Annotated in this window: 22 protein-coding genes; 15 read left to right on the plus strand and 7 right to left on the minus strand. The window is 68.7% G+C overall.

The features are described 5' to 3' along the window. Positions 1–44 precede the first annotated feature (44 nt). Positions 45–1,094 (minus strand): cell division protein ZapE, encoded by a 1,050-nt coding sequence (gene zapE / locus P9849_RS08395; RefSeq protein ID WP_278266395.1) that lies wholly within the window; start codon positions 1,092–1,094, stop codon positions 45–47. A 236-nt stretch (positions 1,095–1,330) separates the two neighbouring features. On the opposite strand from zapE, the gene P9849_RS08400 reads away from it, so the two are divergent. The 3 genes from P9849_RS08400 to ybaK are packed head-to-tail and all read left to right on the plus strand — an operon-like array spanning position 1,331 to position 3,260. After that, entirely contained in the window at positions 1,331–2,248 is a 918-nt protein-coding gene (locus P9849_RS08400) for a sulfurtransferase (RefSeq protein ID WP_278266396.1), read from the plus strand. A 22-nt stretch (positions 2,249–2,270) separates the two neighbouring features. After that, entirely contained in the window at positions 2,271–2,765 is a 495-nt protein-coding gene (locus tag P9849_RS08405) for a SufE family protein (protein WP_278266397.1), read from the plus strand. Positions 2,766–2,771: 6 nt separating this feature from the next. Next, positions 2,772–3,260, plus strand: coding sequence for a Cys-tRNA(Pro) deacylase (gene ybaK, locus P9849_RS08410; protein WP_278266398.1), 489 nt, complete (start codon positions 2,772–2,774; stop codon positions 3,258–3,260). Positions 3,261–3,290: 30 nt separating this feature from the next. Here ybaK and P9849_RS08415 read toward each other — a convergent pair whose 3' ends face one another. Next, positions 3,291–4,562 (minus strand): alpha/beta fold hydrolase, encoded by a 1,272-nt coding sequence (locus P9849_RS08415; RefSeq protein ID WP_278266399.1) that lies wholly within the window; start codon positions 4,560–4,562, stop codon positions 3,291–3,293. A gap of 57 nt (positions 4,563–4,619) precedes the next feature. Between P9849_RS08415 and P9849_RS08420 the strand changes: the two genes are divergently transcribed. The 9 genes from P9849_RS08420 (at position 4,620) to P9849_RS08460 (ending at position 14,726) form a co-directional block, all read left to right on the plus strand. Beyond that, positions 4,620–5,114: a hypothetical protein gene (locus tag P9849_RS08420; protein ID WP_278266400.1), complete on the plus strand. Its 495-nt coding sequence runs from the start codon at positions 4,620–4,622 to the stop codon at positions 5,112–5,114. A gap of 46 nt (positions 5,115–5,160) precedes the next feature. Beyond that, positions 5,161–5,580 (plus strand): peptide-methionine (R)-S-oxide reductase MsrB, encoded by a 420-nt coding sequence (gene msrB, locus P9849_RS08425; RefSeq protein ID WP_208188907.1) that lies wholly within the window; start codon positions 5,161–5,163, stop codon positions 5,578–5,580. Positions 5,581–5,916: 336 nt separating this feature from the next. After that, entirely contained in the window at positions 5,917–7,287 is a 1,371-nt protein-coding gene (locus tag P9849_RS08430; RefSeq protein WP_208188908.1) for a DUF6421 family protein, read from the plus strand. A 37-nt stretch (positions 7,288–7,324) separates the two neighbouring features. Continuing rightward, a complete protein-coding gene (locus P9849_RS08435) occupies positions 7,325–8,047 on the plus strand; it encodes an SDR family oxidoreductase (protein ID WP_278266401.1) in 723 nt (240 codons plus the stop codon). 53 nt (positions 8,048–8,100) lie between these two features. Continuing rightward, positions 8,101–9,156 carry a low specificity L-threonine aldolase gene (locus P9849_RS08440; RefSeq protein ID WP_278266402.1) on the plus strand — a complete coding sequence of 352 codons (1,056 nt, stop codon included), beginning with the start codon at positions 8,101–8,103 and terminating at the stop codon, positions 9,154–9,156. Positions 9,157–9,292: 136 nt separating this feature from the next. Further along, complete coding sequence (locus P9849_RS08445) at positions 9,293–9,892, plus strand: DUF3000 domain-containing protein (RefSeq protein ID WP_278266403.1); 600 nt, start codon at positions 9,293–9,295, stop codon at positions 9,890–9,892. A 45-nt stretch (positions 9,893–9,937) separates the two neighbouring features. Beyond that, positions 9,938–11,236 (plus strand): HRDC domain-containing protein, encoded by a 1,299-nt coding sequence (locus P9849_RS08450; RefSeq protein WP_278266404.1) that lies wholly within the window; start codon positions 9,938–9,940, stop codon positions 11,234–11,236. A gap of 128 nt (positions 11,237–11,364) precedes the next feature. Then, the gene (locus P9849_RS08455) at positions 11,365–12,609 is read left to right on the plus strand and encodes an acetyl-CoA C-acyltransferase (RefSeq protein ID WP_278266405.1); all 1,245 of its coding nucleotides are present in this window, start codon (positions 11,365–11,367) and stop codon (positions 12,607–12,609) included. Next, the gene (locus P9849_RS08460) at positions 12,606–14,726 is read left to right on the plus strand and encodes a 3-hydroxyacyl-CoA dehydrogenase NAD-binding domain-containing protein (protein ID WP_278266406.1); all 2,121 of its coding nucleotides are present in this window, start codon (positions 12,606–12,608) and stop codon (positions 14,724–14,726) included. The genes P9849_RS08455 and P9849_RS08460 overlap by 4 nt, the downstream gene beginning before the upstream one ends. A 253-nt stretch (positions 14,727–14,979) precedes the next feature. Here P9849_RS08460 and P9849_RS08465 read toward each other — a convergent pair whose 3' ends face one another. The 4 genes from P9849_RS08465 to dxs form a co-directional block, all read right to left on the minus strand. Beyond that, positions 14,980–15,957, minus strand: a complete 978-nt coding sequence (locus P9849_RS08465; protein ID WP_107002582.1) for an aldo/keto reductase — start codon at positions 15,955–15,957, stop codon at positions 14,980–14,982. A gap of 82 nt (positions 15,958–16,039) precedes the next feature. Next, on the minus strand, positions 16,040–16,600 hold the full coding sequence (locus P9849_RS08470; protein ID WP_278266407.1) for a hypothetical protein: 561 nt from the start codon (positions 16,598–16,600) through the stop codon (positions 16,040–16,042). Continuing rightward, positions 16,593–17,213 carry a DUF402 domain-containing protein gene (locus P9849_RS08475; RefSeq protein WP_278266408.1) on the minus strand — a complete coding sequence of 207 codons (621 nt, stop codon included), beginning with the start codon at positions 17,211–17,213 and terminating at the stop codon, positions 16,593–16,595. Before P9849_RS08475 ends, P9849_RS08470 begins: the two co-directional genes overlap by 8 nt. Further along, positions 17,210–19,183, minus strand: a complete 1,974-nt coding sequence (dxs, locus tag P9849_RS08480; RefSeq protein ID WP_278266409.1) for a 1-deoxy-D-xylulose-5-phosphate synthase — start codon at positions 19,181–19,183, stop codon at positions 17,210–17,212. The genes P9849_RS08475 and dxs overlap by 4 nt, the downstream gene beginning before the upstream one ends. Before the next feature lie 276 nt (positions 19,184–19,459). Here dxs and P9849_RS08485 point away from each other — a divergent pair, with 276 nt between their 5' ends. From P9849_RS08485 to P9849_RS08495, 3 genes are all read left to right on the plus strand, one after another. Further along, complete coding sequence (locus tag P9849_RS08485) at positions 19,460–20,500, plus strand: NADP-dependent oxidoreductase (protein ID WP_278266410.1); 1,041 nt, start codon at positions 19,460–19,462, stop codon at positions 20,498–20,500. Then, positions 20,497–21,381 (plus strand): alpha/beta hydrolase, encoded by an 885-nt coding sequence (locus tag P9849_RS08490; RefSeq protein WP_278266411.1) that lies wholly within the window; start codon positions 20,497–20,499, stop codon positions 21,379–21,381. Before P9849_RS08485 ends, P9849_RS08490 begins: the two co-directional genes overlap by 4 nt. A gap of 87 nt (positions 21,382–21,468) precedes the next feature. Then, positions 21,469–22,074: a TetR/AcrR family transcriptional regulator gene (locus tag P9849_RS08495; protein ID WP_278266412.1), complete on the plus strand. Its 606-nt coding sequence runs from the start codon at positions 21,469–21,471 to the stop codon at positions 22,072–22,074. 110 nt (positions 22,075–22,184) lie between these two features. On the opposite strand, the gene acnA is transcribed toward P9849_RS08495, so the two are convergent. Next, a complete protein-coding gene (gene acnA / locus P9849_RS08500; protein ID WP_278266413.1) occupies positions 22,185–25,019 on the minus strand; it encodes an aconitate hydratase AcnA in 2,835 nt (944 codons plus the stop codon). Between the last annotated feature and the right edge of the window lie 76 nt (positions 25,020–25,095).

The raw sequence follows: 25,095 nt of genomic DNA on the forward strand, positions 1-25,095 counted from the left end.
GATGCCTTCCGGACGACGGCGACGGCGGGCGGCCGCGGGCGCCGTCAGACCGCGGGTTCGTGTTGCTGCGCCTCACGCGCCAGGGCCGTCAGACGGGACACCGCTCGGAAGTACTTCTTCTGGTATCCGCCGGCCATCATCTCCGGGGTGAAGAGCTGGTCGAAGGAGACCCCACTGGCGAGGATCGGCACGTCCTTGTCGTAGAGACGGTCCGCCAGCACCACGAAGCGCAGGGCGACCGCCTGCTCCGTCACCGGGGTGACGCCCTTCCAGACCACGGCCTCCACGCCGTCGAGCAGAGCACGGTAACGGCTCGGGTGCACGCCGGCCAAGTGGGAGATGAGGCTCGGGAAGTCGTCCACCGCCACCGTTTTGCCCTCGAACTCGGCCTTCATGCGGGAGTTCAGCTCATCGGCACGCACCGGCTGGGGCGCCGCCGGCAGACCGCGGTGGCGGAAGTCCTCGCCGTCCACACGGATCACGTCGAACTGATCGGACAGCACCTGGATCTCGCGCTGGAAGTCGACGGCGGCGAAGCGCCCCTCCCCCAGCGAACCCGGCAGGGTGTTGGACGTGGCCGCGAGCTTCACGCCGGCGTCGGCCAGTTCGCGCATGAGGCGCGACATCAGGACGGTGTCGCCCGGATCGTCCAGCTCGAACTCATCGATGCACACGAGTTTGTAACTGCTCAGCGCTTCCACGGTCTTCCGGAAGGAGAGCGCGCCCACCAGATTGGTGTACTCAACGAAGGTGCCGAAGGCCTTCGGCCCGGGGACGGCGTGCCAGAGCGAGGCGAGCAGGTGGGTCTTGCCCACGCCGAATCCGCCGTCGAGATAGATGCCGGCCCGGCCGGCGTCCTTCTTCTTGCCGAAGAGCTTTCCGAACAGCCCTCCCGAGGAGGACGTGCCCACGCCGGCCGCGAACTCCCGCAGGGCCTTCACCGCGGCGGCCTGGCTCGGGTGCGCAGGATCGGGACGGTAGCTGTCGAAGGACACCTCCCCGAAACGGTAGGTGGGAGCGAACCCCGCCAGGATCTCATCGGCTGAGACGGCGGGAGTCCGGGTGGAAAGCTGTTCGATCTGCAAGGGTTCCATTCCTCCAAGGCACGGCAGCCCGGGCGACTGAACCGCAGTGCCCAGGATACCGGGCGTTGGCCCCCGGACGGGGGCGGGCCTTCCCACAGCCCGGGAATATCGACGACGGCGCAGTGTTGCCCCATGTGAACTCTCACCTTCCCTGGGGAGCCGGCGTGGTTAAGGTTGACTCAACGGCACAGTCCCGTCCCCGGGGCACGAGCCGATCCCGTCCCCGAAGAAAGCCAGGCTGACCCATGAGCATCGCCCCTGAAGAGAACGACAAGTTCGCCAGCTACGCACACCCGGAACGCCTGGTGTCCACGGACTGGCTCGCCGAGCAGATCGCCTCCGGCGCCGTCGCGGACGGCCGCCTCGTGGTGGTCGAGTCGGACGAGGACGTCCTGCTGTACGAGACCGGCCACATCCCCGGCGCCGTGAAGATCGACTGGCACACGGACCTCAATGACGAAGTGACCCGCGACTACGTGGACGGCGCCGCCTTCGCCGAGCTCGCCGCCTCCAAGGGGATCTCCCGCGACTCCACCGTCGTCATCTACGGCGACAAGTCGAACTGGTGGGCCGCCTACGCCCTCTGGGTCTTCACCCTGTTCGGTCACGAGGACGTCCGCCTCCTGGACGGCGCCCGCGACAAGTGGATCGCCGAGGGCCGGGAACTCGTCACCGACGTGCCCGCTCCCGCCGCCGGCGACTACCCCGTCGTCGAGCGCGACGACCAGCCCATCCGCGCCTTCAAGGAGGACGTGCTCGCCCACCTCGGCAAGCCCCTCATCGATGTCCGCTCCCCCGAGGAGTACAGCGGCGCCCGCACCCACATGCCGGCCTACCCGGAGGAAGGCGCGCTCCGTGGCGGCCACATCCCCACCGCGGCCTCCGTTCCGTGGGCCCGCGCGGCCGCGGAGGACGGTAGCTTCCGTTCGCGTGAGGAACTGGATGCCATCTACGGCGGCGAAGCCGGACTCACCGCGGGTGACGAGGTCATCGCCTACTGCCGCATCGGCGAGCGGTCCAGCCACACCTGGTTCGCCCTGAAGTACCTGCTGGGCTTCGAGAACGTCCGCAACTACGACGGCTCCTGGACCGAATGGGGCAACGCCGTGCGTGTCCCGATCGTGAAGGGCTCCGAGCGCGGCGAGGTTCCGGCCGGCTTCTGAGCCAGGCGTAGGATTGATGCCCATGAGCAGTCAGCTTCCCTCCGCCCAGCTTCCGCCAGCACTTCCCTCGGCACTGGCCGAGATCGTCGAGGAGTTCCAGGCTCTTGAGGAGCGGGACCGCCTCGAGTTGCTCCTGGAGTTCTCCCGGGGCCTGCCGGAGCTTCCCGCCCGGCTGAAGGATCACCCGGAGCTTCTCGAGCAGGTGGTCGAGTGCCAGTCGCCCCTCTTCCTCACCATCGAGGCGGAGGGCCGCGGGGCGGACGCCCGGATCCAGCTCTTCTTCCAGGCGCCGGCCGAGGCCCCCACCACGCGCGGTTTCGCGGGGGTGCTCCATGAGGGTCTGAACGGCCTCAGCGCGGCGGAGATCCTCGCGGTTCCGGATGATATGCCGGAGCTCCTGGGTCTGACCCGCGCGGTGTCCCCGCTCAGGATGCGCGGCATGACGGCCATGCTCGGAAGGATCAAGCGCAAGGTGACGGCGTACGCGGCGCAGTCCACCGCCGTCGCGCCGTCCTGATCCGGCATGGCCGGCAGGAAACACAGCAACGGGACCCCGGCCACCCTCGCTCTCGAGGCGGCCGGGGTCCCGTTCACGCTGCACACGTACGAGCACGATCCCCGGAACACGAACTTCGGGCTGGAAGCGGCGCAGGCCCTCGGTTTCTCGCCTGACCAGGTGTTCAAGACCCTCATGGTGCAGCTCGCGGACGGCATGGCCGTGGGCATCGTGCCGGTCAGCGGATCCCTCGACCTCAAGGCCGTCGCCGCGGCGTTCGGTCTGAAGAAGGCGTCCATGGCCGACCCGGCCGCGGCCCAGCGCCGCACGGGCTACGTCCTGGGCGGGATCTCACCCCTGGGGCAGCGCACTCCGTCACCCACCGTCCTGGACGACTCGGCGTTCGGTCATGACACGATCCTGGTCTCGGGCGGACGGCGGGGCCTCGACGTCGAGCTCTCACCGGAGGATCTGACCCGCCTCACCGGCGCCGTGCGCGCCACGATCCGCGCCTGAGCGGACGGCCGGCGCCTTCCCGGCCCGGACTCAGACCGCGGCGGACGGCCCCTTGCGCTCCTCCAGCTGAGCGCCGAGCCATTCCCGGACCGTGGATTCCCAGCGCTCCCGGTCCACGTTCCACTCCCGGGTGTGCCCGGCGCGCTCGAACGGCACGAACGTCACCATCTCGGGGTTCTTCGAAGCCAGTTTCTCGGACGGCCCGTAGGGGACGAAGTCGTCGTCGACGCTGTGCAGGATGAGCGTGGGAGTGCGCAGCTCGATCGACCGTGTCACCCAGTCCATGGACTTCAGGTCGACCGGTGCGGACAGGCCCGTCAGACGACGGCCCAGCGGATGGGACAGCATGAACTGCCCGTAGCGCCCCACCTCGGCGGGGATGCGGTTGAGGCGTGCCTGGAAAGCCAGCACGTCCACCCAGTCGATCACCGGCGCGTCCAGCACCAGGGCCCGGATGGCATGCCGGTTGCGAGCCTGGTCCGCGGCCTGGAGGGAGACGGCGCCTCCCATCGACCAGCCGAAGAGGACCACGTCCGTGGCCCCCTGCTCCTGGGCATAGGTGATCGCGGCCTCCACCTCCCGCCACTCGGTGGAACCCAGACCGTACCGGCCGGCGTCGGCGGGAGGGGCGTCGCCGTCATTGCGGTACGAGATGAGAAGGCTCGGCAGCCCGAGCTCCTGAGCCACGGACAGCGCACGCAGCCCCTCCATCCGAGTGGCGCCACGGCCGTGCACCATGATCGCCCAGACGTTCTGCCCGCCGGGCGCCGCATGCTTACGGTGTCCGTCTCCGGGACCGTCCTCCGGCGCCGGGACCTGCCAGGCGGGGAACTCACCGATCTCGTCCTGGAGCAGGACCTCGTCGAAGTCGTATCCGAGGGCGCCGGGATCCGGGTACGTCGCTCCGCCCCAGCGGCCCCAGCGCACCCGGTCCAGGCTGCTGGAGTAGATCTCCTCGATCTCGCGCTGCACCGTGCCCTCCAGGGGCGAATAGGACGTGATGCGGCCGATCCTGGCCAGGCCGGCCTCGCCGTCGAAATGGAAGCTGTAGACGCCCTCGACGGTGTTCTCCGCCGTGGCGCGGAAGATCGCCTCGGGGCCGCGGTCCCCCTGCACGATGGCGAGTAGCTCCTCCCCCTGGCTCTTCACCCTGTCCGGAGTGATGATGCGGCGGGCGAAGTAGGCGGCCAGGGCGGAACTGCCCGCCCCCAGCAACGCCGTCGCCGCCAGGGCCGATGCGACGCCCAGCCCCGCGATCCTGAAGAAACCATGGCCACGTCCCGTGCTGCTCTGTTCTTCCATGACATCCATTCTGCTGGGTGTGGCCGGGAATCTCCTGTACCGGACTAGTCTTGTCACATGATTCAGCCAATCGTCATCCTGACGGAAACCACACTGGACGACTCGGACCGCACGAGCCTGGAGGAACTCCTGGACGGCGGGGAGTTCTCCGCGAAGCTCCTGGTCCAGGCCGACACGCAGCGCCACCTCCTGGTGGACTTCGTCGAGCACCTCTCCCTCCTCGAGTTCGCCGAGGCCTTCCGCGAACTGGGCGCCAAGACGCCGGATGCCGCCGAGGCCCGGCTGGATGCCTCCCAGATCCTGGAGCAGTCGCTGGCCGCTCTGGACGGCCTCTTCCAGGAGATCGATGGAACGGTCGTGGACGAGGGATCCTCCGTCCAGGCCCTCGTGGACGCGGTCAAGGAGACCGGCGCCACCCAGGCGGTCGTCTTCACCACGCCTCACGCGGTGCTGGACACCTTCCACGCCGACCTGGCCAGCAAGGCCCAGCACGCCCTCGGGCTGCCGGTGCTGCATCTCTACGCGGGTTCGGGATTCATCGGGGACTCCTGAGCGTTAACACCTGTGCCGAACAAGTCATCGGAGTGAGGAGCACATCATGGACCGCCCGGGAAACGGCGCAGAAGTCGTCAAGAGTGACCAGGAGTGGCGTCAGGAGCTGACGCCCGAGGAGTATCAGGTGCTCCGCCAGGCCGGCACGGAGCGGGCTTTCACCGGCGAGTACTGGGACACGAAGCAGGAAGGCGTGTACAGCTGCCGCGCCTGCGGCGCCGAGCTGTTCACCAGCTCGGAGAAGTTCGACTCCCATTGCGGGTGGCCGTCCTTCTTCGCCCCGCTCGCGGAGGGCCGCGTCCGGTACCTCCGGGATTCGACGCTGGGCATGGAGCGCGTCGAGGTCCGCTGTGCCAGCTGCGACTCGCATCTGGGGCACGTCTTCGAGGGCGAGGGGTATGACACCCCGACCGACCAGCGGTACTGCATCAACTCGGTCTCGCTGAAGCTGCGCCCGACCGAGTGACGCAGGAAACCACGGCTCGCCGGCCGCCCTGCGCGCTCCGGTGAGTCCGCTGTGAGGGGCGTGAGTCCGCTGCATCGTGTAGCGGACTCACGCCCCTTTTCGCTGGCTCGGCGGTGCGTGTCGAAGCGCCAGAGGAAGCCACTGGATGGAGCTTCCGCCGTCCGTGGGTCTCGGACCGCCAGAGGTCCATCAAGCATAAGAACTGCTGTTGCTACGTTCGAATTTGCATCAGTCATGGTTACTCACGGCTACGCTGAATCCAGAAGTCACCGTGTGGCGGATCACACATGATCCCCCGCACTCCCCCTGGGGGAACAGAGGAAAAGGAGCCTGGCCATGACCGCCACCACCATCGAGACCACCTCCCGCGTCACCGCCGAGCACCCGGCCTGGCAGCGCCTGAAGGCCGCCGTCAGCAGCGTGCAGCCGTTCCAGTCCAAGAACGGCGCCATCGAGGACGCCGAGAACCACGCCGCAGCGGCCACGGCTGTCGACACCGTCGTCGAAGCCGTCGCCGAGCTGGCCCCGCACTTCCCGCACGACGCCGAATACCTCACCCTGCTGCAGAAGGACCTCAAGGCCTGGGCCGCCGCGGGCTTCGGCGAGCCGGACTTCCTCGACTCCCTCATGGCCTTCCAGCCGCAGGAGCACCGCATCGACGGCCTGCAGCACCTGGTCGTCTTCCCGATGTACACCCAGAACGGCAGCACCCAGCGTCTGCTCGAGGCCGTGCTGGTGGACGTCCTCTGGCCCGAGTTCATCTCCGAGCTGGAAGCCGGCGCGTACTCCAACAAGCTGTTCGTGCCGCTGAGCTTCGTCGACTTCACCGCCGGTTACGACACCAACTCCGCCGTGCTCTTCCCCGAGTCCGTGGCCGTCCGCGAGACCCCGGCCTTCACCTGGGGCGCCATCTTCCAGGACCGTGAGGCCGCCCGCTTCCGCCGCGTGCTGAAGGCCGCCGCCGAGATCACCTCGCTGGACCTCCCCGAGGACGCCGCCGAGCTGATCGAGGACCAGCAGCTGACGCAGGAGGCCTTCATCATGTGGGACCTCATCCACGACCGCACCCACATGCGCGGCGACCTGCCGTTCGACCCGTTCATGATCAAGCAGCGCATGCCGTTCTTCCTGTACTCCCTCGAAGAGCTCCGCTGTGACCTCACCGCCTTCCGGGAGTCCGTCCTCGTCGAGAAGGATGAGAACGCGAGCCCCGAGGCCCGCAAGCACGCCAAGCTCGTGCAGTACGCGGTCATCTTCGACCGGATCTTCCGCTTCTCCATCACGGGCTCCCGCGTCCGCAACTACGACGGCCTGGGCGGCCAGCTGCTCTTCGCGTGGATGCACCAGCACCGCGTGCTGCACTGGACCGACGGCAAGATGAGCATCGAGTGGGACAACGTCGCCGACGTCGTCGTGGCCCTGGGTGAGCAGATCGAGGAGCTGTACTGGCGTTCGATCGACCGCCCGAAGGTCGCGCACTGGATCGCCGCCTACGAGATGATCTCCGCCACCGTCACGCCGCACCCGGCCTCCGTGTGGGCCAAGGGTCCCGACGCCCTGCCGCTGACCGGCACCCCGCGCGAGATCACCGACCAGGTCATGGACGACGAGTTCCCGCTCTCCATGTTCTTCGAGGCCCTGGAGAAGAAGATGCGCACCGTCATCGAGTCCACCGCGGGCATCACCGGCGCCACCGCGCTGTCCTGAACCACGGCATCCGGAACGAGAGCCTAGACTCGACATCATGAACAACCTCACCGTTGTCGTCGCCGGCGGCAGCAGCCCTTCCGGGGTTGCTGCCGCCACGGCGTTTTCCCAGGCCGGTCACCGCGTCTACACGATCGGGTCCTCGCCCGACCGCATCAAGGCGGCCGCGGCCGCCTCCACTGAAGCCTCCGGGCACCCCGTCACCCCGCTCGTCTGCGATCTCTCCGACCATGCCGCCGTGGAGCGGCTCGCGGCCGAGATCACGGACGACGCCGGCGGAGTGGACGGCGTGCTGCACCTCGTGGGCGGCTGGCGGGGCGGGACGTCACTGCTGGACCAGAGCGACGAGGACTGGGACTTCCTGCACCGTCAGGCGGTCCAGACCTTGCGCAACACCAGTCGCGCCTTCCTCCCGGCCCTCCTCGCTTCACCGGCCGGCCGGTTCGTCATGGTGGGTTCCACCATCGCCGAACACCCCACGGCCAAGGGCGCCAACTACGCGGCGGCGAAGGCCGCGGCGGAGGCCTGGACCCTCTCGGTGGCGGACGCCTTCCGCACGTCGGAGACCGGCTCTGCCGCCGCCGTCGTGCTCGCGGTGAAATCCCTCGTGGACGAAGCCCAGCGCGCTGCCCACCCCGAACGCAAGTTCCCGGGCTACACGGACGTCACCCAGCTCGCCCAGGCGGCTCTCGGCCTCTTCGGCGAGGACGCGGCGGATCTCAACGGCACGCGCCGGATCCTGCCCGCCTGGAACGCGTGACATCCCTTCTCTCCCACCGACTCACGACAACAGAACAGGAAACTCACGCCGCCATGGCATCCGCACCCCTGCATGACGTCACCAGCCGGGGCTTCGCCTCGGACAACTACTCCGGCGTCCACCCGGAGATCCTGGAAGCCATCGCCCAGGCCAACCACGGGCACCAGATCGCCTATGGCGAGGACCAGTACACCGCCCGGCTCGGCGAGGTCCTGGAGGGCCACTTCGGCGCCGGGATCGAGTTCTACCCGGTCTTCAACGGCACGGGCGCCAATGTGGTGGCGCTCCAGTCGCTCCTCCCCCGCTGGGGCGCGGTGGTGTGCGCCACCACGGCCCACATCAACGTGGACGAGAACGGCGCCCCGGAGCGGATGGGCGGCATCAAGCTGCTCCCCGTCCCCACCGACAACGGCAAGCTGACGCCCGAGCTCATCGACCTGGAGGCCTGGGGCTACGGTGACGAGCACCGTGCCCAGCCCCTGGCCGTCTCCATCACGCAGAGCACCGAACTCGGCACCGTGTACACCCCGGAGGAAGTCCGCGCGATCGCTGATCACGTGCACGCCAAGGGGATGAAGCTCCACATGGACGGCTCCCGCCTGGCCAACGCGGCCGCCACCCTCGGACTGCCGCTGCGTGCCTTCACGCGCGACGCCGGCGTCGACATCCTCTCCTTCGGCGGCACCAAGAACGGCCTGATCTTCGGTGAGATCGTCGTGGCGCTCAACCCGGAGGCCGCGCCTGGCCTGATCTACCTGCGCAAGATGAGCATGCAGCTCGCGTCGAAGATGCGCTTCATGTCGGCGCAGTTCATCGCGCTCCTGGAGGGCGACCTCTGGCTGCGGTCGGCGAGCCACTCCAACGCCATGGCGCAGCGCCTGCGGTCCGCCGTGGAAGGCCTGCCCGGGGTGGAGATCACCCAGGACACCCAGTCCAACGGCGTGTTCGCCATCCTCCCGGAGGGCGTGGCGGACGCGGTGCGTGCGAAGTTCCGCTTCTACGACTGGGACGCCGGCCGCCGTGAGGTGCGCTGGATGTGCTCCTTCGACACCACGGAAGCGGATGTGGACGCCTTCGCCGCCGCCCTGCGCGCGGAGCTCGGCGCCTGACCGGACCCCTCCGATCCGGCGTCATCGCGCCGGATCAGGCGCCGCGGAGCCTCTGAAGAGGCCACCGAGGCGTCAAACTCGCAACGTGCGGGCGTGGCTCAGTCGAGCCGCGCCCGCACGGCAGTATTCTCGTGCCGTGAACGCCAATGCCCCGTTGCCCTCGGGCTTCAACAGAGCACTCTCCTCGCTGAAGGCCGCGCGGTCGCGCGCGGAACTCCGGCTTGAGGAGATCCCCGCTCCGGCACGGCTCGCGCCCTTCGCCGTGGCGCTCGGCGCGGAGATCTCCCCGTCGGCCCTCGGCCCCGGACTCGCGGATGCCGAAGGGCTCGCCGACCTGGCCACCGGCCGCTTCATCCTCCTCCACGATCCGGCCGGATCCGAGGTCTGGGGCGGCGACTTCCGGGTGGTGACGTTCATCCGGGCGCAGATGGACGCCGAGATGGGCAACGACGAACTTCTCGGCACCGTCGCCTGGACGTGGCTCGTCGAAGCGCTGCAGAATCACGGCGCCGACTACCGGTCCGCGGGCGGCACCGCCACACGGGTGCTGTCCGATTCGTTCGGCACGCTCGCCGAGCGCGGCAGCACCATCGACATCGAACTCCGCGCCTCGTGGACGCCGGCGGACTGGCAGGTGCAGAACCATCTCGAGGCCTGGGCCGATATGGTCTGCTCCTTCGCCGGGCTGCCGCCCCTTCCCGAAGGCGTGACGGCGCTTCCCGGGCGGCGTTTTTGAGCCTCCGGCGGCCCCACTCCTGGGCACCGATAAACTGAGAGCACCATGACCCTGAAGAGAAACCTGACCACGGCCGGCGATCCGGCCGCTGACACAGCCTCCCGTGACTTGGACGACCTGGCCCTCGAGGCTCCTGACGTCGTCGAACTGGACACCCCGCGCGAAGGCGTCCCCTTCGTCATCAGCACCGACGCCGGCCTGCAGCGCTGCGCCGCCGCGCTGGCCGCCGGGACCGGCCCCGTCGCCGTCGACGCCGAACGCGCGTCCGGCTTCCGGTACGGCCAGCGCGCCTTCCTGGTGCAGATCCGCCGCGAGGGCGCGGGAACCTGGCTCATCGACCCCGAGCCGTTCGAGGACCTCGAGCCGATCCAGGCCGCGCTCGTGGGCAGCGAGTGGATCCTGCATGCATCCACCCAGGACCTGCCGTGCCTGAGCGAGCTCGGCCTGTGGCCCTCGGCCCTGTTCGACACGGAGCTCGCCGCGCGCCTGGCCGGGCTGCCGCGCGTCGGCCTGGCCGCCGTGATCGAGCAGCTCCTGGGCTTCCGTCTGGCGAAGGAGCACTCGGCCGCGGACTGGTCCACCCGTCCCCTGCCCGAGCCGTGGCTCAAGTACGCCGCGCTCGACGTCGAGGTGCTCATCGAGCTGCGGGAGGAGCTGATCGAGCTCCTGAGCAGCCAGGGCAAACTCGAGTTCGCGCTGGAGGAGTTCCAGGCGATCCTGGACGCCGGCGTCGCGCCGCCACGCAAGGAACCCTGGCGTCGCACCTCCGGCATGCATCAGATCCGCGACCGCCGCCAGCTGGCCGCGGTGCGTCAGCTCTGGCTCGAACGGGAGGACCTGGCGCGCAAGCGCGACGTCGCACCCGGCCGCCTCCTGCCGGATTCCGCGCTCATCGCCGCGGCCCGCGCCATGCCCACCACGGTGCCGCAGCTGATCGCCACCCGCGGTTTCGACGGCCGCGCGGCGCAGCGAGAGGCGCCCCGCTGGCTCAGGGCCCTGATGTCCGCCCGGGACACCGAGGATCTTCCCCCGCTGCACCTGCCGACCAACGCCCCGCCTCCCCCGCGCGCCTGGGCGGACAAGGACCCCGTGGCCGCCGCCCGGCTGGCCACGGCCCGCCAGGCGCTCACCGACCTCGCCGCCGAGTGGGATATGCCCGTCGAGAACCTGCTCACGCCGGATCACCTGCGCCGTCTCATGTGGCGTCCGCCCACGGAGCTGAGTGCGGAGAGCGTCGACGCCGCCCTCGCGGAGCTGGGCGCGCGCTCCTGGCAGCGGAAGCTCACGGTGCCCCTGCTGCTGGAGGCGCTGCTGAACCCCCGGCCGGAGTCCCCGGCCGCCTGACGACACCCCCGGACACCCCTTGCCCCAACAAGTTACTGGCGAGTAACATGTCGTTGAACGCGTCCGGCGCCCGCCGGACACCAGCGTGTCGCCCGCTCGGCGGGCGTTGAACTCAACGAGGAGCAAGCGTGAGCCGCATCCGCAAAGGCCTGGCCGGCCGCGATGTCGTCTTTGTCGACGGCATCCGCACACCGTTCGGCAAGGCAGGAGACAAGGGCATCTATGCCGAGACCCGTGCCGACGACCTGGTGGTCAAGTGCATCCGTGAACTGATGCGACGCAATCCGGGCCTCCCGGCCGAGCGCGTGGATGAGGTGGCCATCGCCGCCACCACGCAGACCGGCGACCAGGGCCTGACCATCGGGCGCACCGCGGCACTGCTCGCGGGCCTGCCCCAGTCCGTGCCGGGCTTCGCCATCGACCGCATGTGCGCCGGCGCCCTGACCGCCGTGACCACGACCGGCTCCGGCATCGCCTCGGGCGCGTACGACGTCGTCATCGCGGGCGGCGTGGAGCACATGGGCCACCACCCGATGGGCGTCGGCGCCGATCCCAACCCGCGCTTCCTCGCCGAGCGGATCGTCGATCCCGCCGCCTTGAACATGGGCAACACCGCCGAGAACCTCCATGACCGGTTCCCCGCCATCACCAAGGAGCGCGCCGACGCCTACGCCGTCGCCTCGCAGCGGAAGGTCGCCGAAGCCTACGAGAGCGGCGACATCCAGGCCGGCCTCGTCCCGGTGGCGAGCAAGAAGGCCGGCGCCGGCTGGACCCTGAACACCGTGGACGAGCCGCCCCGGCCCGGCACCACGCTCGAAGACCTCGAAGGTCTGCGCACCCCCTTCCGCCCGCACGGCCGCGTCACCGCGGGCAATGCCGCCGGTCTGAACGACGGCGCGACGGCGGCCCTGCTCGCCGATGCGGGCACCGCCGAGGAGCTGGGCCTGCCGGTCCGCATGCGCATGGTCTCCTACGCCTTCGCCGGCGTGGAGCCGAGCGTCATGGGCTACGGCCCCGTCCCGTCCACCCTCAAGGCCCTCGAGAAGGCCGGGCTGAGCATCGAGGACATCGGGCTCTTCGAGATCAACGAGGCGTTCGCGGTGCAGGTCCTGAGCTTCCTGGACTACTTCGGCATCGCCGACGACGATCCCCGCGTCAACCGCTTCGGCGGCGCGATCGCGCTGGGCCACCCCCTCGCCTCCTCGGGCGTACGGCTGATGAACCAGCTCGCCCGCCAGTTCGAGCAGGACCCGAGCGTCCGCTACGGCATCACCACCATGTGCATCGGCCTCGGCATGGGCGGCACGATCATCTGGGAGAACCCCCACCACCCCGACTACGGAACCGACGCACAGGCAGGAGAGGCAGCATGAGTCTCGACGATTTCACGGAACTCGCAGGGCTCTTCAGCACGGAGACGGTGACCCACTCGCTGGTTCAGGACGTGCCCCTGCCCGGCATCGGCACGCTGGCGCTCGTGACCCTGGACAACGGGCTCGACCACCGCAAGCCCACCACGCTCGGCCCGAACACGCTCCTCGAGCTCGGACACACCCTCGAATCCCTCGCGGAGCGTGCCTCCAAGGGTGAGATCCAGGCCGTGGGCATCACGGGGAAGCCGTACTTCCTGGTGGCCGGCGCCGACCTCACCGCGGTCTCCGCCATCTCCAAGCCGGAGCACGGCCTGGCGATGGCCCAGCTGGGTCACGAGGTGTACGGACTCCTGCGGAACCTGCCGGTGCCGAGCTTCGCGTTCATCAACGGCCTTGCCCTGGGTGGCGGTCTCGAGATCGCCCTTCAGTCCACGTACCGCACGGTCAGCGCCTCCGCAGGCGCCCTCGGCCTCCCCGAGGCCTTCCTGGGCCTCGTCCCGGGCTGGGGCGGCGTCTATCTCCTGCCGCGCCTGATCGGGCCGGAGAACGCCGTCAAGGTGATGATCGAGAACCCGCTGAACAACAACCGGACGCTCAGCGGCAAGCAGGCCCTCGAGCTCGGCGTCGCGGACGCCCTCTTCGACGCCGCCGACTTCCTGGAGCAGTCCCTCTCCTGGGCCGCCCGGGTGCTCAGCGGCGAGGTCACGCCGGAGCGCACGCACGCCGTCGACGCCTCGGATCCGCAGGTGGCCGAGCGCTGGCAGGCGGCGGTCGACGCCGGGCGCGCCTTCGTGAGCCGTAAGATCTCCGACGCGGCCCCGGCCCCCGGCAAGGTCCTCGACCTGCTCGAGGCCAACCGCACCCAGACGCAGGAGGAGTCCGCCGCGGCCGAGTGCGAGGCGCTGGCCGGGCTCATGCAGACCGGCGAGTTCCGGTCCACGGTCTACGCGTTCCTCGACCTCGTGCAGAAGCGGGCCAAGCGTCCGGCCGGCGCACCGGACGCGAAGCTGGCCCGCCCCGTCACCAAGGTGGGCGTGGTCGGCGCCGGTCTCATGGCGGGCCAGCTCGCCCTGCTCTTCGCCAAGCAGCTCAAGGTGCCTGTCGTCATGACGGACATCGACCAGGAGCGCGTGGATCGCGGCGTCTCCTACATCCACGGCGAAGTGGACAAGCTGCAGGCCAAGGGCCGGATGTCCGCCGACGCGGCCAACCGGACCAAGGCACTCATCACGGGCGCCGTGGACAAGCAGGCGTTCGCCGACGCCGACTTCGTGATCGAAGCGGTGTTCGAGGAGCTTTCCGTCAAGAAGCAGGTGTTCGCGGAAGTCGAGGCGATCGTCTCCCCCGAGTGCATCCTGGCCACCAACACCTCCAGTCTGTCCGTCACGGAGATGGCGCGGGATCTGGAGCACCCGGAGCGGCTCGTCGGCTTCCACTTCTTCAATCCGGTGGCGGTCATGCCGCTGCTGGAGATCGTGCGGGCGCCGAAGACCTCGGACGAGACCCTGGCCACGGCGTTCCAGCTGGCCAAGAACTTGAAGAAGAGCGCCGTGCTCGTCAAGGACGCCGCCGCCTTCGTGGTGAACCGTGTCCTGCTGCGCCTCATGGGCGAAGTGACGGCCGCCTTCGACGAGGGCACCCCGGCCGACATCGCGGACAACGCCCTGCGCCCCATGGGCCTGCCGATGACGCCGTTCACCCTGGGCGCCATGGTCGGCCTGCCGGTCGCGCAGCACGTGCAGGAATCCCTGCACGCGGCCTTCGGCGACCGCTTCACGGTTTCGGCCAACCTCCAGGCCCTGATCGACAACGGCGTGAAGGGCCTCTGGGCCCCCACCGACGACGGCGGCCAGGAGATCCCGGAGCGCGTGCTGGCCCTGATGACGTTCGGCAACAGCCCGTCGACGTCGGAAGAGGTCCTCACGCGCACCCAGGACGCCCTGGCGGAGGAGATCGGCCTCATGCTCGAAGAGGGTGTGGTCGCGGGTCCCGAGGACATCGACCTCTGCATGATCCTCGGCGCCGGCTGGCCCATGTTCCTGGGCGGCATCACGCCGTACCTGGACCGGGTGGGCGCCTCCGAGCGGGTCAACGGCAAGCGGTTCCACGCGGCGTGAGCCACGCACCCTGAGCCGCGGCCTGAGCCGCGCGGACGAAGGAGACCACGACGAAGGGGACGGCACCAGCGGGTGCCGTCCCCTTCGTCGTCGCGCTGCCCGGTGTGCTTGCCCTCAGGCTCTCACCCGGCCCCCACGTGCGATCGACTGCTCCACAGGATTCCGTTCCAGGGAGATTTCACCCGGAAAAGGAATCCTATGGAGCAGTCGATGAGGTGTACTGGGCCGTGAGAGGCGCCGAGATCAGCAGAGGCTAGAAGAGCGCCACCTTGGGCACGGGCGGGAAGATCTCGTCGAGGACGGCCAGATCCTCCGGGCTCAGTCGCGCTTCGACCGCCCGAGCGTTCTGCTGGATCTGCTCGACCTTGGTCGCGCCGGCGATCACGCTGCTGACGGGCTCCTGGGCCAGGAGCCACGCGAAGGCCACCTCGACCTCAGTGAGACCGCGTTCCCGGGCGAATTCCGAGTACTTGGCCATCTGCTCCCAGTCAGCGTCGCGCACCATGTTCTGGCGCGTGTGGCTGAGGCGGGAGCCCTCGGGCACGCGGTCCGGCGCGTACTTGCCGGTGAGGAAGCCGTTGGCGAGCGGGAAGTACGGCAGGACCCCGAGTCCGTAGGCCCGGGCGGCCGGTAGGACTTCGAGTTCGGCTCGGCGGTCCAGCAGGTTGTAGTGGTTCTGACTCGAGATGAACCGCTCGGTGCCGAGCGAGTGCGCCAGGAATTCCGCCTCGGCGATCTGCCAGCCGGCACGGTTCGAGTGCCCGATGTACCGGACCTTACCGGCGGTCACGAGGTCATCGAGGGCGCGGAGCGTCTCCTCGACGGGGGTCCCGTCGTCCGGGGTGTGGAACTGGTACAGGTCGATCCAGTCGGTGCCGAGACGTCGCAGGGACGCCTCCACGGCGTTGACGATGTAGCGGCGCGAGCCACGGGCGCCGAAGTCCGCGCCGTTGGCGCCGTTCATGTCCATGCCGAACTTGGTCGCCAGGACCACCTCGGAGCGCCGGTCGCCCAGGGCCTTGCCCAGCATCTCCTCGCTGAGGCCCGGAGTCGCGCCGTAGACGTCCGCGACGTCGAAAAGCGTGACTCCCGCGTCCAGCGCCGCATGGATGACGGTGTCCGTGCCTTCCTGGGTGAAACTCGGCGTGTTCGGCCGGCCGAGGTTGTTGCACCCCAGGCCGATGGTGGAGACGACGAGTCCGGATGTTCCCAATCTGCGGTATTCAGTCATACAGCCAGCCTATCGAATGCTCCTGGCAGCGCTCAGGCCCCTCCGGACACACCGGAAGGGCCGGAGCGGAGGCACGGAGGACTCAGAGGCTGAAGGGCGCTCCGGGTCCCGCCGGGTGGCGGCGCTTGAGAGCCTCGGGCTCCGAGTACGGCGCGACGCCGACGGTCAGCTTGGTCGGATCCAGGTCGGCTTCGCGTGCCACCGACACCACCGCCTTGACCGCTTTGGACGGCTCAGGCGAGACCAGGAAGATGTTGAGCTTGCCGTTCGCGATGGTGCTCCGGTCCACCACGCCCAGGCCGCGCCACGCGAAGTGGCCGGTCAGCGCGGCGACGGCGGAGCGCTCCAGGTAGCGGTCGCGTTCAGTGCCGTCTTTCGTCTTCAGCGCGAACTGGGCGACGACCCAGTGCTGCTCCTCGACGGGGATCTCGGCGAAGCCGTCCTCCGCGCACTGCGCGCTGAAAGCCTCCAGCAGCGCGACGGCGGCCTCATCCGACTCGACGGACTGCACGTCGTCCTTGCTCACATGGCCGACGACGCCGTGGTTGACCACGACCACGCCTTCCTCCTGCTCGTACCAGGCTTCGCGGAAGCTGAGGACGCCGTCCTCGTCACGCCGGTAGGCGCGCAGCAGTTCATTCATCGTTCTCTCCGTCTTCTGGGATCCAGTCATCGTGCCATTCACCGGTCCGGGTGGCCTCCAGCCCGCGGGCCAGCCAGGTGTCGGCCACGCCCGCGAAAGGCCCCTGCCGGCCCTCCAGGGCGGCCAGGACGTCGCGGCTGGAGCTCTCCGTCGTCTCCACCAGCCAGTCCGGGTAGTCCATGGTGACGCGCCGCTCGGCGAACTCGTCCTCGTCGTCGAGGTGGCTCGTGCCGTCGGCGAAGAGGATGACGTCCAGATCCATGTCCACCACGTGGAACTCGGTCACCTCCGGCCGGATGCGCTTGAACTCGTGCCCGACCGCCATGTCCACGTAGACGCGGAAGTCACCCGGGTGATCCTCGTCGTAGAAGGTCGCGACCCACTCGCCCGCACGGGGCACCAGCAGAACGTTGTGGCTCCGGGTGTAGAACGCCGCGCCGGGCCGGGAGCAGAACTCGCCCTTGGCCTGGTACACCCACCAGCCGTGCTCGTCCTCCCCGAGGTACCGGCCCGGCACCACCCAGTGCGCGGTGCCGTCCCATTTGCGGTTGCGGGCCACGACCAGCTCACCGGGAGCCACCTCGAGCGGCTCCCGGACGGATCCGGCCGTCACAGTGCGGGAATGCTTCCCGTGCTGGGCGCCTGCTGACCCGGGAGGGGGCGCGCGAAGGGGACCTTCGTGCCGAGAACCTGCGCGACGACGTCGTGCGTCACCTGCTGCGCCGTCAGGCCGACGCGCTCGAGAACTTCGCCGCGCGTGCCGTGCGCGAGGAACTCCGCCGGAAGCCCGACCTCGTTCAGCGCCGTGTCGACGCCGGCGGCCCGCATCTCCTGGCGGATCCTGGACCCGACGCCGCCCGCGCGGACGCCGTCCTCCAGGCACACGACCAGCCGGTGGCGCGCGGCGAGGGCGATGATCGAGCGGGGCACGGGAAGCACCCAGCGGGGGTCGACCACGGTGGACGTGATGCCATGAGCGGCGAGCCGCTCCCCCACCTCGAGCGTCAGCTCGCTCAGGGCGCCGACCGAGATGAGCAGCACATCGTTCTCCAGCTGCCCGTCCTCGGGCCGGGCGAGCACGTCCACGCCGTCCTTGAGACGCTCCACGGCGTTGACCTCGGGACCCACCGCGCCCTTGGAAAAGCGGACCACGCTGGGCGCGTCGTCGATCGCGACGGCTTCCCGCAGCTCTTCCTGAAGCCGGCTCGCATCGCGGGGTGCCGCGAGGTGCAGGCCCGGCACGGTCTGGACCATGGCCATGTCCCACATGCCGTGGTGGCTGGGTCCATCGGGACCGGTGACGCCCGCACGGTCAAGCACCAGGGTCACCCCGGCCTTGTGCAGGGCGACATCCATCAGCAGCTGGTCGAAGGCACGGTTCAGGAAAGTCGCATACACGGCGACCACGGGGTGCAGGCCGCCGAAAGCCAGTCCGGCCGCCATGGTGACGGCGTGCTGCTCGGCGATGCCGACATCGATCACGCGATCAGGGTGGCGGGCCGCCATCTCGCTGAGGCCCACGGGGATCAGCATGGCGCCGGTGATGCCGACGATGTCGTCCCGCTCATCCGCGATCGCGGCGATCTCCTCGCCGAAGACACTCGTCCAGGACCGGGCGCCGCCACTGGAAGTCGGCAGGCCGGTCTCCGGGTCGATGACGCCGACGGCGTGGAACTGATCCGCCTCGTCCGCGCGGGCTGGCGCATAGCCGCGGCCCTTCTCGGTGATCGTGTGCACCAGCACCGGTCCGCCGAAGTTACGGGCCAGGCGCAGCGCCTCCTCGACGGCGGCCTCGTCATGGCCGTCCACGGGTCCGATGTACTTCAGACCCAGATCCTCGAACATGCCCTGGGGCGCCCACCAGTCCTTCACGCCCTTCTTCGCGGCGTGCAGGCTCTTGTAGGTGAACTGGCCGACGGGGCCGCCCTCCTGCAGACGGGACTTCCACCAGTTCATGGCGCCCTCGTAGCCGGGCTTGGCGCGCCAGGCGTCGATCGTGGGACGCAGCGAGGCGAGATAGTCGGCGAAACCGCCGACGGTCGGAGCATAGGAGCGGCCGTTGTCGTTGACGACGATGACCACCTTGCGGTCCTTGTCGGCCGCGATGTTGTTCAGGGCCTCCCAGGCCATGCCGCCGGTCAGGGCACCGTCGCCGATCACGGCGACCGTGTAGCGGTCGGTCTCCCCGCGCAGCTTCCGGGCGCGGGAGATGCCGTCCGCCCAGGACAGGGAGGAGGATGCGTGCGAGGACTCGACGATGTCGTGTTCGGATTCGCCGCGGTCCGGGTAACCAGAGAGACCGCCTTGCTGCCGGAGCGTGGCGAAGTCCTGCCGCCCGGTGAGCAGTTTGTGCACATACGACTGGTGCCCGGTGTCGAAGACGATGGAGTCGACGGGCGAATCGAAGACCCGGTGCAGCGCGATGGTCAGCTCCACGACGCCCAGATTGGGACCGAGATGTCCACCCGTCTGCGAGACGTTGCTGATCAGGAACTCGCGGATCTCCGCCGCGAGGGGCTCCAGCTGGTCCTGATTCAGCCGCTGCAGATCATGCGGTTCCCGGATACCTTCCAAGATGCCCAAGGGCCCTCCTTCTCCCGCCGGTTGTGCTCTCCCACTTTACCGCCTCCCCGGGCGAGGAGACGCCGCGACTTCGCCGGAAACGGAAGACCCCGACCCCGTGAGCGGGCAGGGTCATCGACGGCGCCGAACGCGCCAGGTAGCCCCGAGGCCGACTCCGGCACGCACCGCCGCGCGCCTCGCCCGGCCGGATCCAGCAGCGGAAACGGCCTTGACACGTAGTTGAGTTAAGTCATAATTGAGTGTACTCAGTTATTGATTCCCGGAAGGACCCAGGCCATGCGAGCGTTCACCGTCACCAGATACCAGGAGCCACTGCGCGAAGCCGACGTCGCCGAGCCGTCCCTCGGCGACCACGACCTCCTCGTGGGGGTGCAGGCAGCCGGCCTCAACCAGCTGGACGAGAAGATCCGGCTCGGCGAGTTCAAGCAGCTCCTCCCGTACAAGCTCCCGTTGGTCCTCGGCCACGACCTCGCCGGGACCGTCCTCCGGGTCGGCGCCGAGGTGCGCGGCTTCAAGCCCGGCGATCAGGTCTACTCCCGTCCCCGCGATGGCCGCATCGGCACGTTCGCCGAACGCATCGCCGTCAGCGAGGAGGACGTGGCGCTGAAGCCCGCATCGCTGAGCATGGAAGAGGCCGGCTCACTGCCACTCGTGGCGCTGACCGCCTGGCAGGCGCTGGTGGAGCGGGGCGACGTGAAGCCGGGGCAGAAGGTTCTCATCCATGCCGGCGCCGGTGGGGTCGGCTCGATCGCCATCCAGCTTGCCAAGCATCTCGGCGCGACCGTCGCCACCACGGCGAGCGGCGCCAACGCCGATTTCGTCCGCGGCCTCGGGGCGGACGTCGTGATCGACTACCGCACCCAGGACTTCGAACAGCTTCTGAGCGGATACGACCTGGTGCTGGACAGCCTGGGCGGAGAGAACCTGCAGAAGTCGCTGCGCATCCTCCGGCCCGGCGGGAAGGCGATCGGGATCTCCGGCCCGCCCGATCCGGCGTTCGCCCGCGAAGCCGGCCTCAACCCGGTGGTGCGCCTAGCGATCGCCGGGCTCAGCGCCGGGATCCGCAGACAGGCGAAGAAGCTCGGCGTCAGCTACGAATTCCTCTTCATGCGCGCCAGTGGTGAGCAGTTGCGCCGGATCAGCGCATTGGTCGATGACGGCGTGCTGCGCCCGGTGGTTGGAGAGGTCTTCGGCTTCGACCAGGCCCCGCAGGCGCTGGAATCCCTCGCCAAGGGCGGCCTCCGCGGCAAAGCGGTCGTCACGCTGGCCGACCGGCCCCTGCCCACCACCGACCCTTCAATTGAGACGGCGTCATGAACCACATCGACTCACAGAACGGATCGGGCGCGGCAGACGAACCCCAGGTCATCTCGTATGCGATGGCACCAACCCGGACAGTCACCGCCGGCGGCGTCACGTACGCCTACCGGGAGCTCGGACCGAAGGAAGGCATCCCGGTCGTGTTCTTCGTGCACCTCGCGGGAACCCTGGACAACTGGGACCCCCGGATCATCGATCCGATCGCGGCGAACCGCCACGTCATCACGTTCGATCAGCCCGGCGTCGGCGCCTCCACGGGACAGGTGGCCCGCAGCATCGAGGCGATGGCAGACGACGCCTACACCTTCATCCGGGCACTTGGTTTCACCACGATCGACGTCTTCTCCTTTTCGATGGGCGGCATGATCGCCCAGGACCTGGCCCTCAAGCATCCCGGCCTCATCCGCAGGCTGGTGCTGACGGGCACCGGGCCGCGCGGAGGCAAGAACATGGACAAGGTCGTCGGCACCACCTACCGGGACATCCTCCGCGCCGCACTGACCAGATCAGATCCCAAGGAGTTCCTGTTCTTCAACCGCGACGCCGCAGGAAAGCAGGCCGCGAAGGCGTTCTTGAAGCGCCTGCAGGAGCGCACGGCCGACCGGGACAAGCCGGCCAGCACCCGGGCGCTCAGGGTGCAGCTCAAGGCCATCCAGCGGTTCGGCCGCTCCGCGCCGTCGGACCTGTCGAAGCTCACCCAGCCCACCTTGATCGCGAACGGCGACAACGACCGCATGGTGCCGTCCGCCCTCTCCTGGGACCTTCACCACCGCATCAAGGGATCCGAGCTGATCATCCACCCCGGTTCCGGCCACGGCGGCATCTTCCAGTTCCACGCCGAGTTCGTTCCCGCCGCCGTCGAATTCCTGGGCGATTGACCCTCCCGCGCACCGCACAGCCCCGCGCCGTCTCCGGGGATATAGTCAACACCGAGTACGGTCAGTTTTTTCTTGGGAGGAGCCGCCATGCCTGTCGCGCCCCAGCCGCTCGGACGACGCGAGCGGAACAAGCAGCAGAAGCTCGATCGCATCACCGCCGCGGCCGCCGAACTGTTCGCCGAACACGGAGTCGATGATGTCACGACGCAGCAGATCGCCGACAAGGCCGACATCGGCACCGGCACCCTGTTCCTCTATGCCAGGACGAAGGGAGAGCTCCTCCTGCTCGTCCAGAACGCCCACTATGCCGAAGCGCTCGAGCGCGGCCGGACTGATGCAGAAGCGGCCTCGGAGACCCTCGACGCGGTGATGTGCATCGTGCGTCCCATCGTGGAATGCAACCGCGTCCAGGTCGACAACGGGCGCACCTACCTGCGGGAGATGGTCTTCGGGGACCCGGCCGAGCCGCACCACGCCGAGGCCCTGTCCATCGTCGCGCAGACCGAGGAGGCCATCGCCGACGTCCTGGCCCGAGAGGAGCCTGCCGGACTCTCGGAGGCCGCGACCAGGGCCCACATCATCTCGGCGATCATGTTCCTCGGCATGGCGGCAAGCGAGAACGCCGCGCTGAGCACGGAGGCGATCGTGCAGGACATCAAGACTCAGATCAGCGTTCTGCTGCCCACCACGTGACCCGGTGACGCGAATGCCCCGTCAGGCCGAAGCCTGACGGGGCATTCGCGGTGGATCCTGGAGTGACGGTGAGTCAGCTACCAGGGCCTCCGGCCTCCGAGCCGATCAGCTCAGGAACCGCTGATCTGGCGCAGCACGTACTGGAGGATGCCACCGTTGCGGTAGTAGTCAGCCTCACCGGGGGTGTCGATGCGGACGACGGCGTCGAAGGACGTGCTCGTGCCGTCCTCCTTGGTGGCCGTGACCTTCAGGGTCTTCGGCGTCACGCCTTCGTTCAGCTGGGTCACGCCCGAGATCGAGAACGTCTCGGTGCCGTCCAGGCCCAGGGTCGCAGCGTTCTCGCCCTCCGGGAACTGGAGCGGCAGGACGCCCATGCCGATCAGGTTCGAGCGGTGGATGCGCTCGAAGCTCTCGGTGATGACGGCCTTGACGCCCAGCAGCGCGGTGCCCTTGGCAGCCCAGTCACGGCTGGAGCCGGAACCGTACTCCTTGCCGCCCAGGACCACCAGCGGGGTGCCCGCTTCGCGGTAGTTCTGCGCGGCGTCGTAGACGTAGGCCTGCGGGCCGTCGGGCTGGGTGAAGTCGCGGGTGAAGCCACCCTCGACGCCGGCGCCGTCGTTGAAGTCGGCGAGCAGCTGGTTCTTGATGCGGATGTTCGCGAACGTGCCGCGGATCATCACCTCGTGGTTGCCACGACGGGAACCGTAGGAGTTGAAGTCCTTGCGCTCCACCCCGTTGGCCAGCAGGTACTGGCCGGCCGGGGTGTCCGACTTGAAGGAACCGGCCGGGGAGATGTGGTCCGTGGTGACGGAATCGCCCAGCTTGAGGAGCACGCGGGCGCCCTCGATGTCCGTGACGGGATCCGGCTGCGCCTTCATGCCCTCGAAGTACGGGGGCTTCCGGACGTAGGTGGAATCCTCGGCCCAGGCGAAGGTGTCACCGGCGGGGGTGTCGAGAGCCTTCCAGCGATCGTCGCCCTCGAAGACGCCTTCGTAGCCCTTGGCGAACATGCCCTCGTCGATGGAGGAGTCGATGACTTCCTGGACCTCGACCGGGTTCGGCCAGATGTCCTTGAGGAACACGTCGTTGCCCTGCTCATCCTGACCCAGCGGATCGACGTCGAAGTCGAAGTCCATGGTGCCGGCCAGAGCGTAGGCGATGACCAGCGGCGGGGAGGCCAGGTAGTTCATCTTGACGTCCGGGTTGATGCGGCCCTCGAAGTTGCGGTTGCCTGAGAGGACGGCGGTGACGGAGAGGTCGTTGGCCTGGATGGCCTCGGAGATCTCCGGCTCGAGCGGGCCCGAGTTGCCGATGCAGGTGGCGCAGCCGTAGCCGACGATGTAGAAGCCGAGCTTCTCCAGGTACGGCGTCAGGCCTGACTTCTCGTAGTAGTCCGTGACGACCTTCGAGCCCGGGGCGACAGAGGTCTTGACCCACGGCTTGGCCGTGAGGCCCTTCTCCACGGCGTTGCGGGCCAGCAGAGCGGCGGCCAGCATCACGGACGGGTTCGAGGTGTTGGTGCAGGAGGTGATCGAGGCGATCGACACCGCGCCGTGGTCCAGCTCGAAGCTGCGGCCGTCGGCGGTCTGGACGGTGACGGGCTTGGACGGACGTCCGTCGGCGCCGTTGGCGGCGGAAGCCACCACCGTGACCTCGTTGTCCTCGGTCATGTGGGAGTCCGGCGAGAAGGACGGGGAGTCGGAGGCCGGGAAAGACTCGTCCAGCGCCTCGTCCACGCTGCCGTCGGCGAGCGTGACGTAGTTGTGGATGTCCTTGCGGAACTGCTCCTTGGCGTCCGTGAGCTCGATACGGTCCTGAGGACGCTTCGGGCCGGAGATGGACGGCACCACGGTGGACAGGTCCAGCTCGAGGTACTCGGAGAAGCGCAGCTCGCGGGACGGGTCGTGCCAGAGGCCCTGCTCCTTGGTGTACGCCTCCACCAGGGCGACGTTCTCCTCGCTGCGGCCGGTAAGGCGCAGGTAGTCGAGGGTGACGTCGTCGATCGGGAACATGGCGGCCGTGGAGCCGAACTCCGGGCTCATGTTGCCGATCGTGGCGCGGTTGGCGAGCGGCACGGCCGCGACGCCTTCACCGTAGAACTCGACGAACTTGCCGACGACGCCGTGCTTGCGCAGCATCTCGGTGATGGTCAGCACCACGTCGGTGGCGGTGGCGCCGGCCGGGATGGAGCCGGAGAGCTTGAAGCCCACGACGCGCGGGATGAGCATGGAGACGGGCTGGCCGAGCATCGCCGCTTCGGCCTCGATGCCGCCGACACCCCAGCCGAGCACACCCAGGCCGTTGACCATGGTGGTGTGGGAGTCGGTGCCCACACAGGTGTCCGGGTAAGCGCGCAGCTTGCCGTCCACCTCACGGGTCATGATGGTGCGGGCCAGGTACTCGATGTTGACCTGGTGCACGATACCGGTTCCCGGCGGGACGACCTTGAAGTCGTCGAAAGCGGTCTGGCCCCAGCGCAGGAACTGGTACCGCTCCCCATTGCGCTGGTACTCGATCTCCATGTTCCGCTCGAGCGCGCCGGCGTTGCCGAACGCGTCGATCTGCACGGAGTGGTCGATGACCATCTCGGCCGGCGCCAGCGGGTTGACGCGCTTCGGGTCACCGCCCAGGTCCTTCACGGCCTCGCGCATGGTGGCCAGGTCGACCACACACGGCACGCCGGTGAAGTCCTGCATGATCACGCGGGCGGGGGTGAACTGGATTTCCGTGTCGGGCTCGGCTGCCGGATCCCAGGCGGCCAGGGCGCGGACATGGTCGGCGGTGATGTTGGCACCGTCCTCGGTCCGGAGCAGATTCTCCAGAAGGACTTTCAAGCTGTAGGGAAGGCTTTCCGCGCCTTCCACAGAGTTCAGCCGGAAGATTTCGTAATCGGTGCCTTTGACGTTCAGTACGCCCTTGGAACCGAAGCTGTCCACAGTGCTCATATAGCAGGACTCCTCTCGCAACACTTTCATCTTTGTCGCGTCACAGAACGCATGCTAGTTAGGTCTGCCTAACCGC

The organism is Arthrobacter sp. Y-9, from assembly GCF_029690065.1.
In the GTDB taxonomy this organism is placed as follows: Bacteria; Actinomycetota; Actinomycetes; order Actinomycetales; family Micrococcaceae; genus Arthrobacter_E.

Excerpts from the sequence above, each read along its gene's own strand:
- zapE (WP_278266395.1), bottom strand. The coding sequence starts at position 1,094 with ATGGAACCCTTGCAGATCGAACAGCTTTCCACCCGGACTCCCGCCGTC.
- P9849_RS08400 (WP_278266396.1), top strand. The coding sequence starts at position 1,331 with ATGAGCATCGCCCCTGAAGAGAACGACAAGTTCGCCAGCTACGCACAC.
- P9849_RS08405 (WP_278266397.1), top strand. The coding sequence starts at position 2,271 with ATGAGCAGTCAGCTTCCCTCCGCCCAGCTTCCGCCAGCACTTCCCTCG.
- ybaK (WP_278266398.1), top strand. The coding sequence starts at position 2,772 with ATGGCCGGCAGGAAACACAGCAACGGGACCCCGGCCACCCTCGCTCTC.
- P9849_RS08415 (WP_278266399.1), bottom strand. The coding sequence starts at position 4,562 with ATGGAAGAACAGAGCAGCACGGGACGTGGCCATGGTTTCTTCAGGATC.
- P9849_RS08420 (WP_278266400.1), top strand. The coding sequence starts at position 4,620 with ATGATTCAGCCAATCGTCATCCTGACGGAAACCACACTGGACGACTCG.
- msrB (WP_208188907.1), top strand. The coding sequence starts at position 5,161 with ATGGACCGCCCGGGAAACGGCGCAGAAGTCGTCAAGAGTGACCAGGAG.
- P9849_RS08430 (WP_208188908.1), top strand. The coding sequence starts at position 5,917 with ATGACCGCCACCACCATCGAGACCACCTCCCGCGTCACCGCCGAGCAC.
- P9849_RS08435 (WP_278266401.1), top strand. The coding sequence starts at position 7,325 with ATGAACAACCTCACCGTTGTCGTCGCCGGCGGCAGCAGCCCTTCCGGG.
- P9849_RS08440 (WP_278266402.1), top strand. The coding sequence starts at position 8,101 with ATGGCATCCGCACCCCTGCATGACGTCACCAGCCGGGGCTTCGCCTCG.
- P9849_RS08450 (WP_278266404.1), top strand. The coding sequence starts at position 9,938 with ATGACCCTGAAGAGAAACCTGACCACGGCCGGCGATCCGGCCGCTGAC.
- P9849_RS08460 (WP_278266406.1), top strand. The coding sequence starts at position 12,606 with ATGAGTCTCGACGATTTCACGGAACTCGCAGGGCTCTTCAGCACGGAG.
- P9849_RS08465 (WP_107002582.1), bottom strand. The coding sequence starts at position 15,957 with ATGACTGAATACCGCAGATTGGGAACATCCGGACTCGTCGTCTCCACC.
- P9849_RS08470 (WP_278266407.1), bottom strand. The coding sequence starts at position 16,600 with ATGAATGAACTGCTGCGCGCCTACCGGCGTGACGAGGACGGCGTCCTC.
- P9849_RS08485 (WP_278266410.1), top strand. The coding sequence starts at position 19,460 with ATGCGAGCGTTCACCGTCACCAGATACCAGGAGCCACTGCGCGAAGCC.
- P9849_RS08490 (WP_278266411.1), top strand. The coding sequence starts at position 20,497 with ATGAACCACATCGACTCACAGAACGGATCGGGCGCGGCAGACGAACCC.
- P9849_RS08495 (WP_278266412.1), top strand. The coding sequence starts at position 21,469 with ATGCCTGTCGCGCCCCAGCCGCTCGGACGACGCGAGCGGAACAAGCAG.
- acnA (WP_278266413.1), bottom strand. The coding sequence starts at position 25,019 with ATGAGCACTGTGGACAGCTTCGGTTCCAAGGGCGTACTGAACGTCAAA.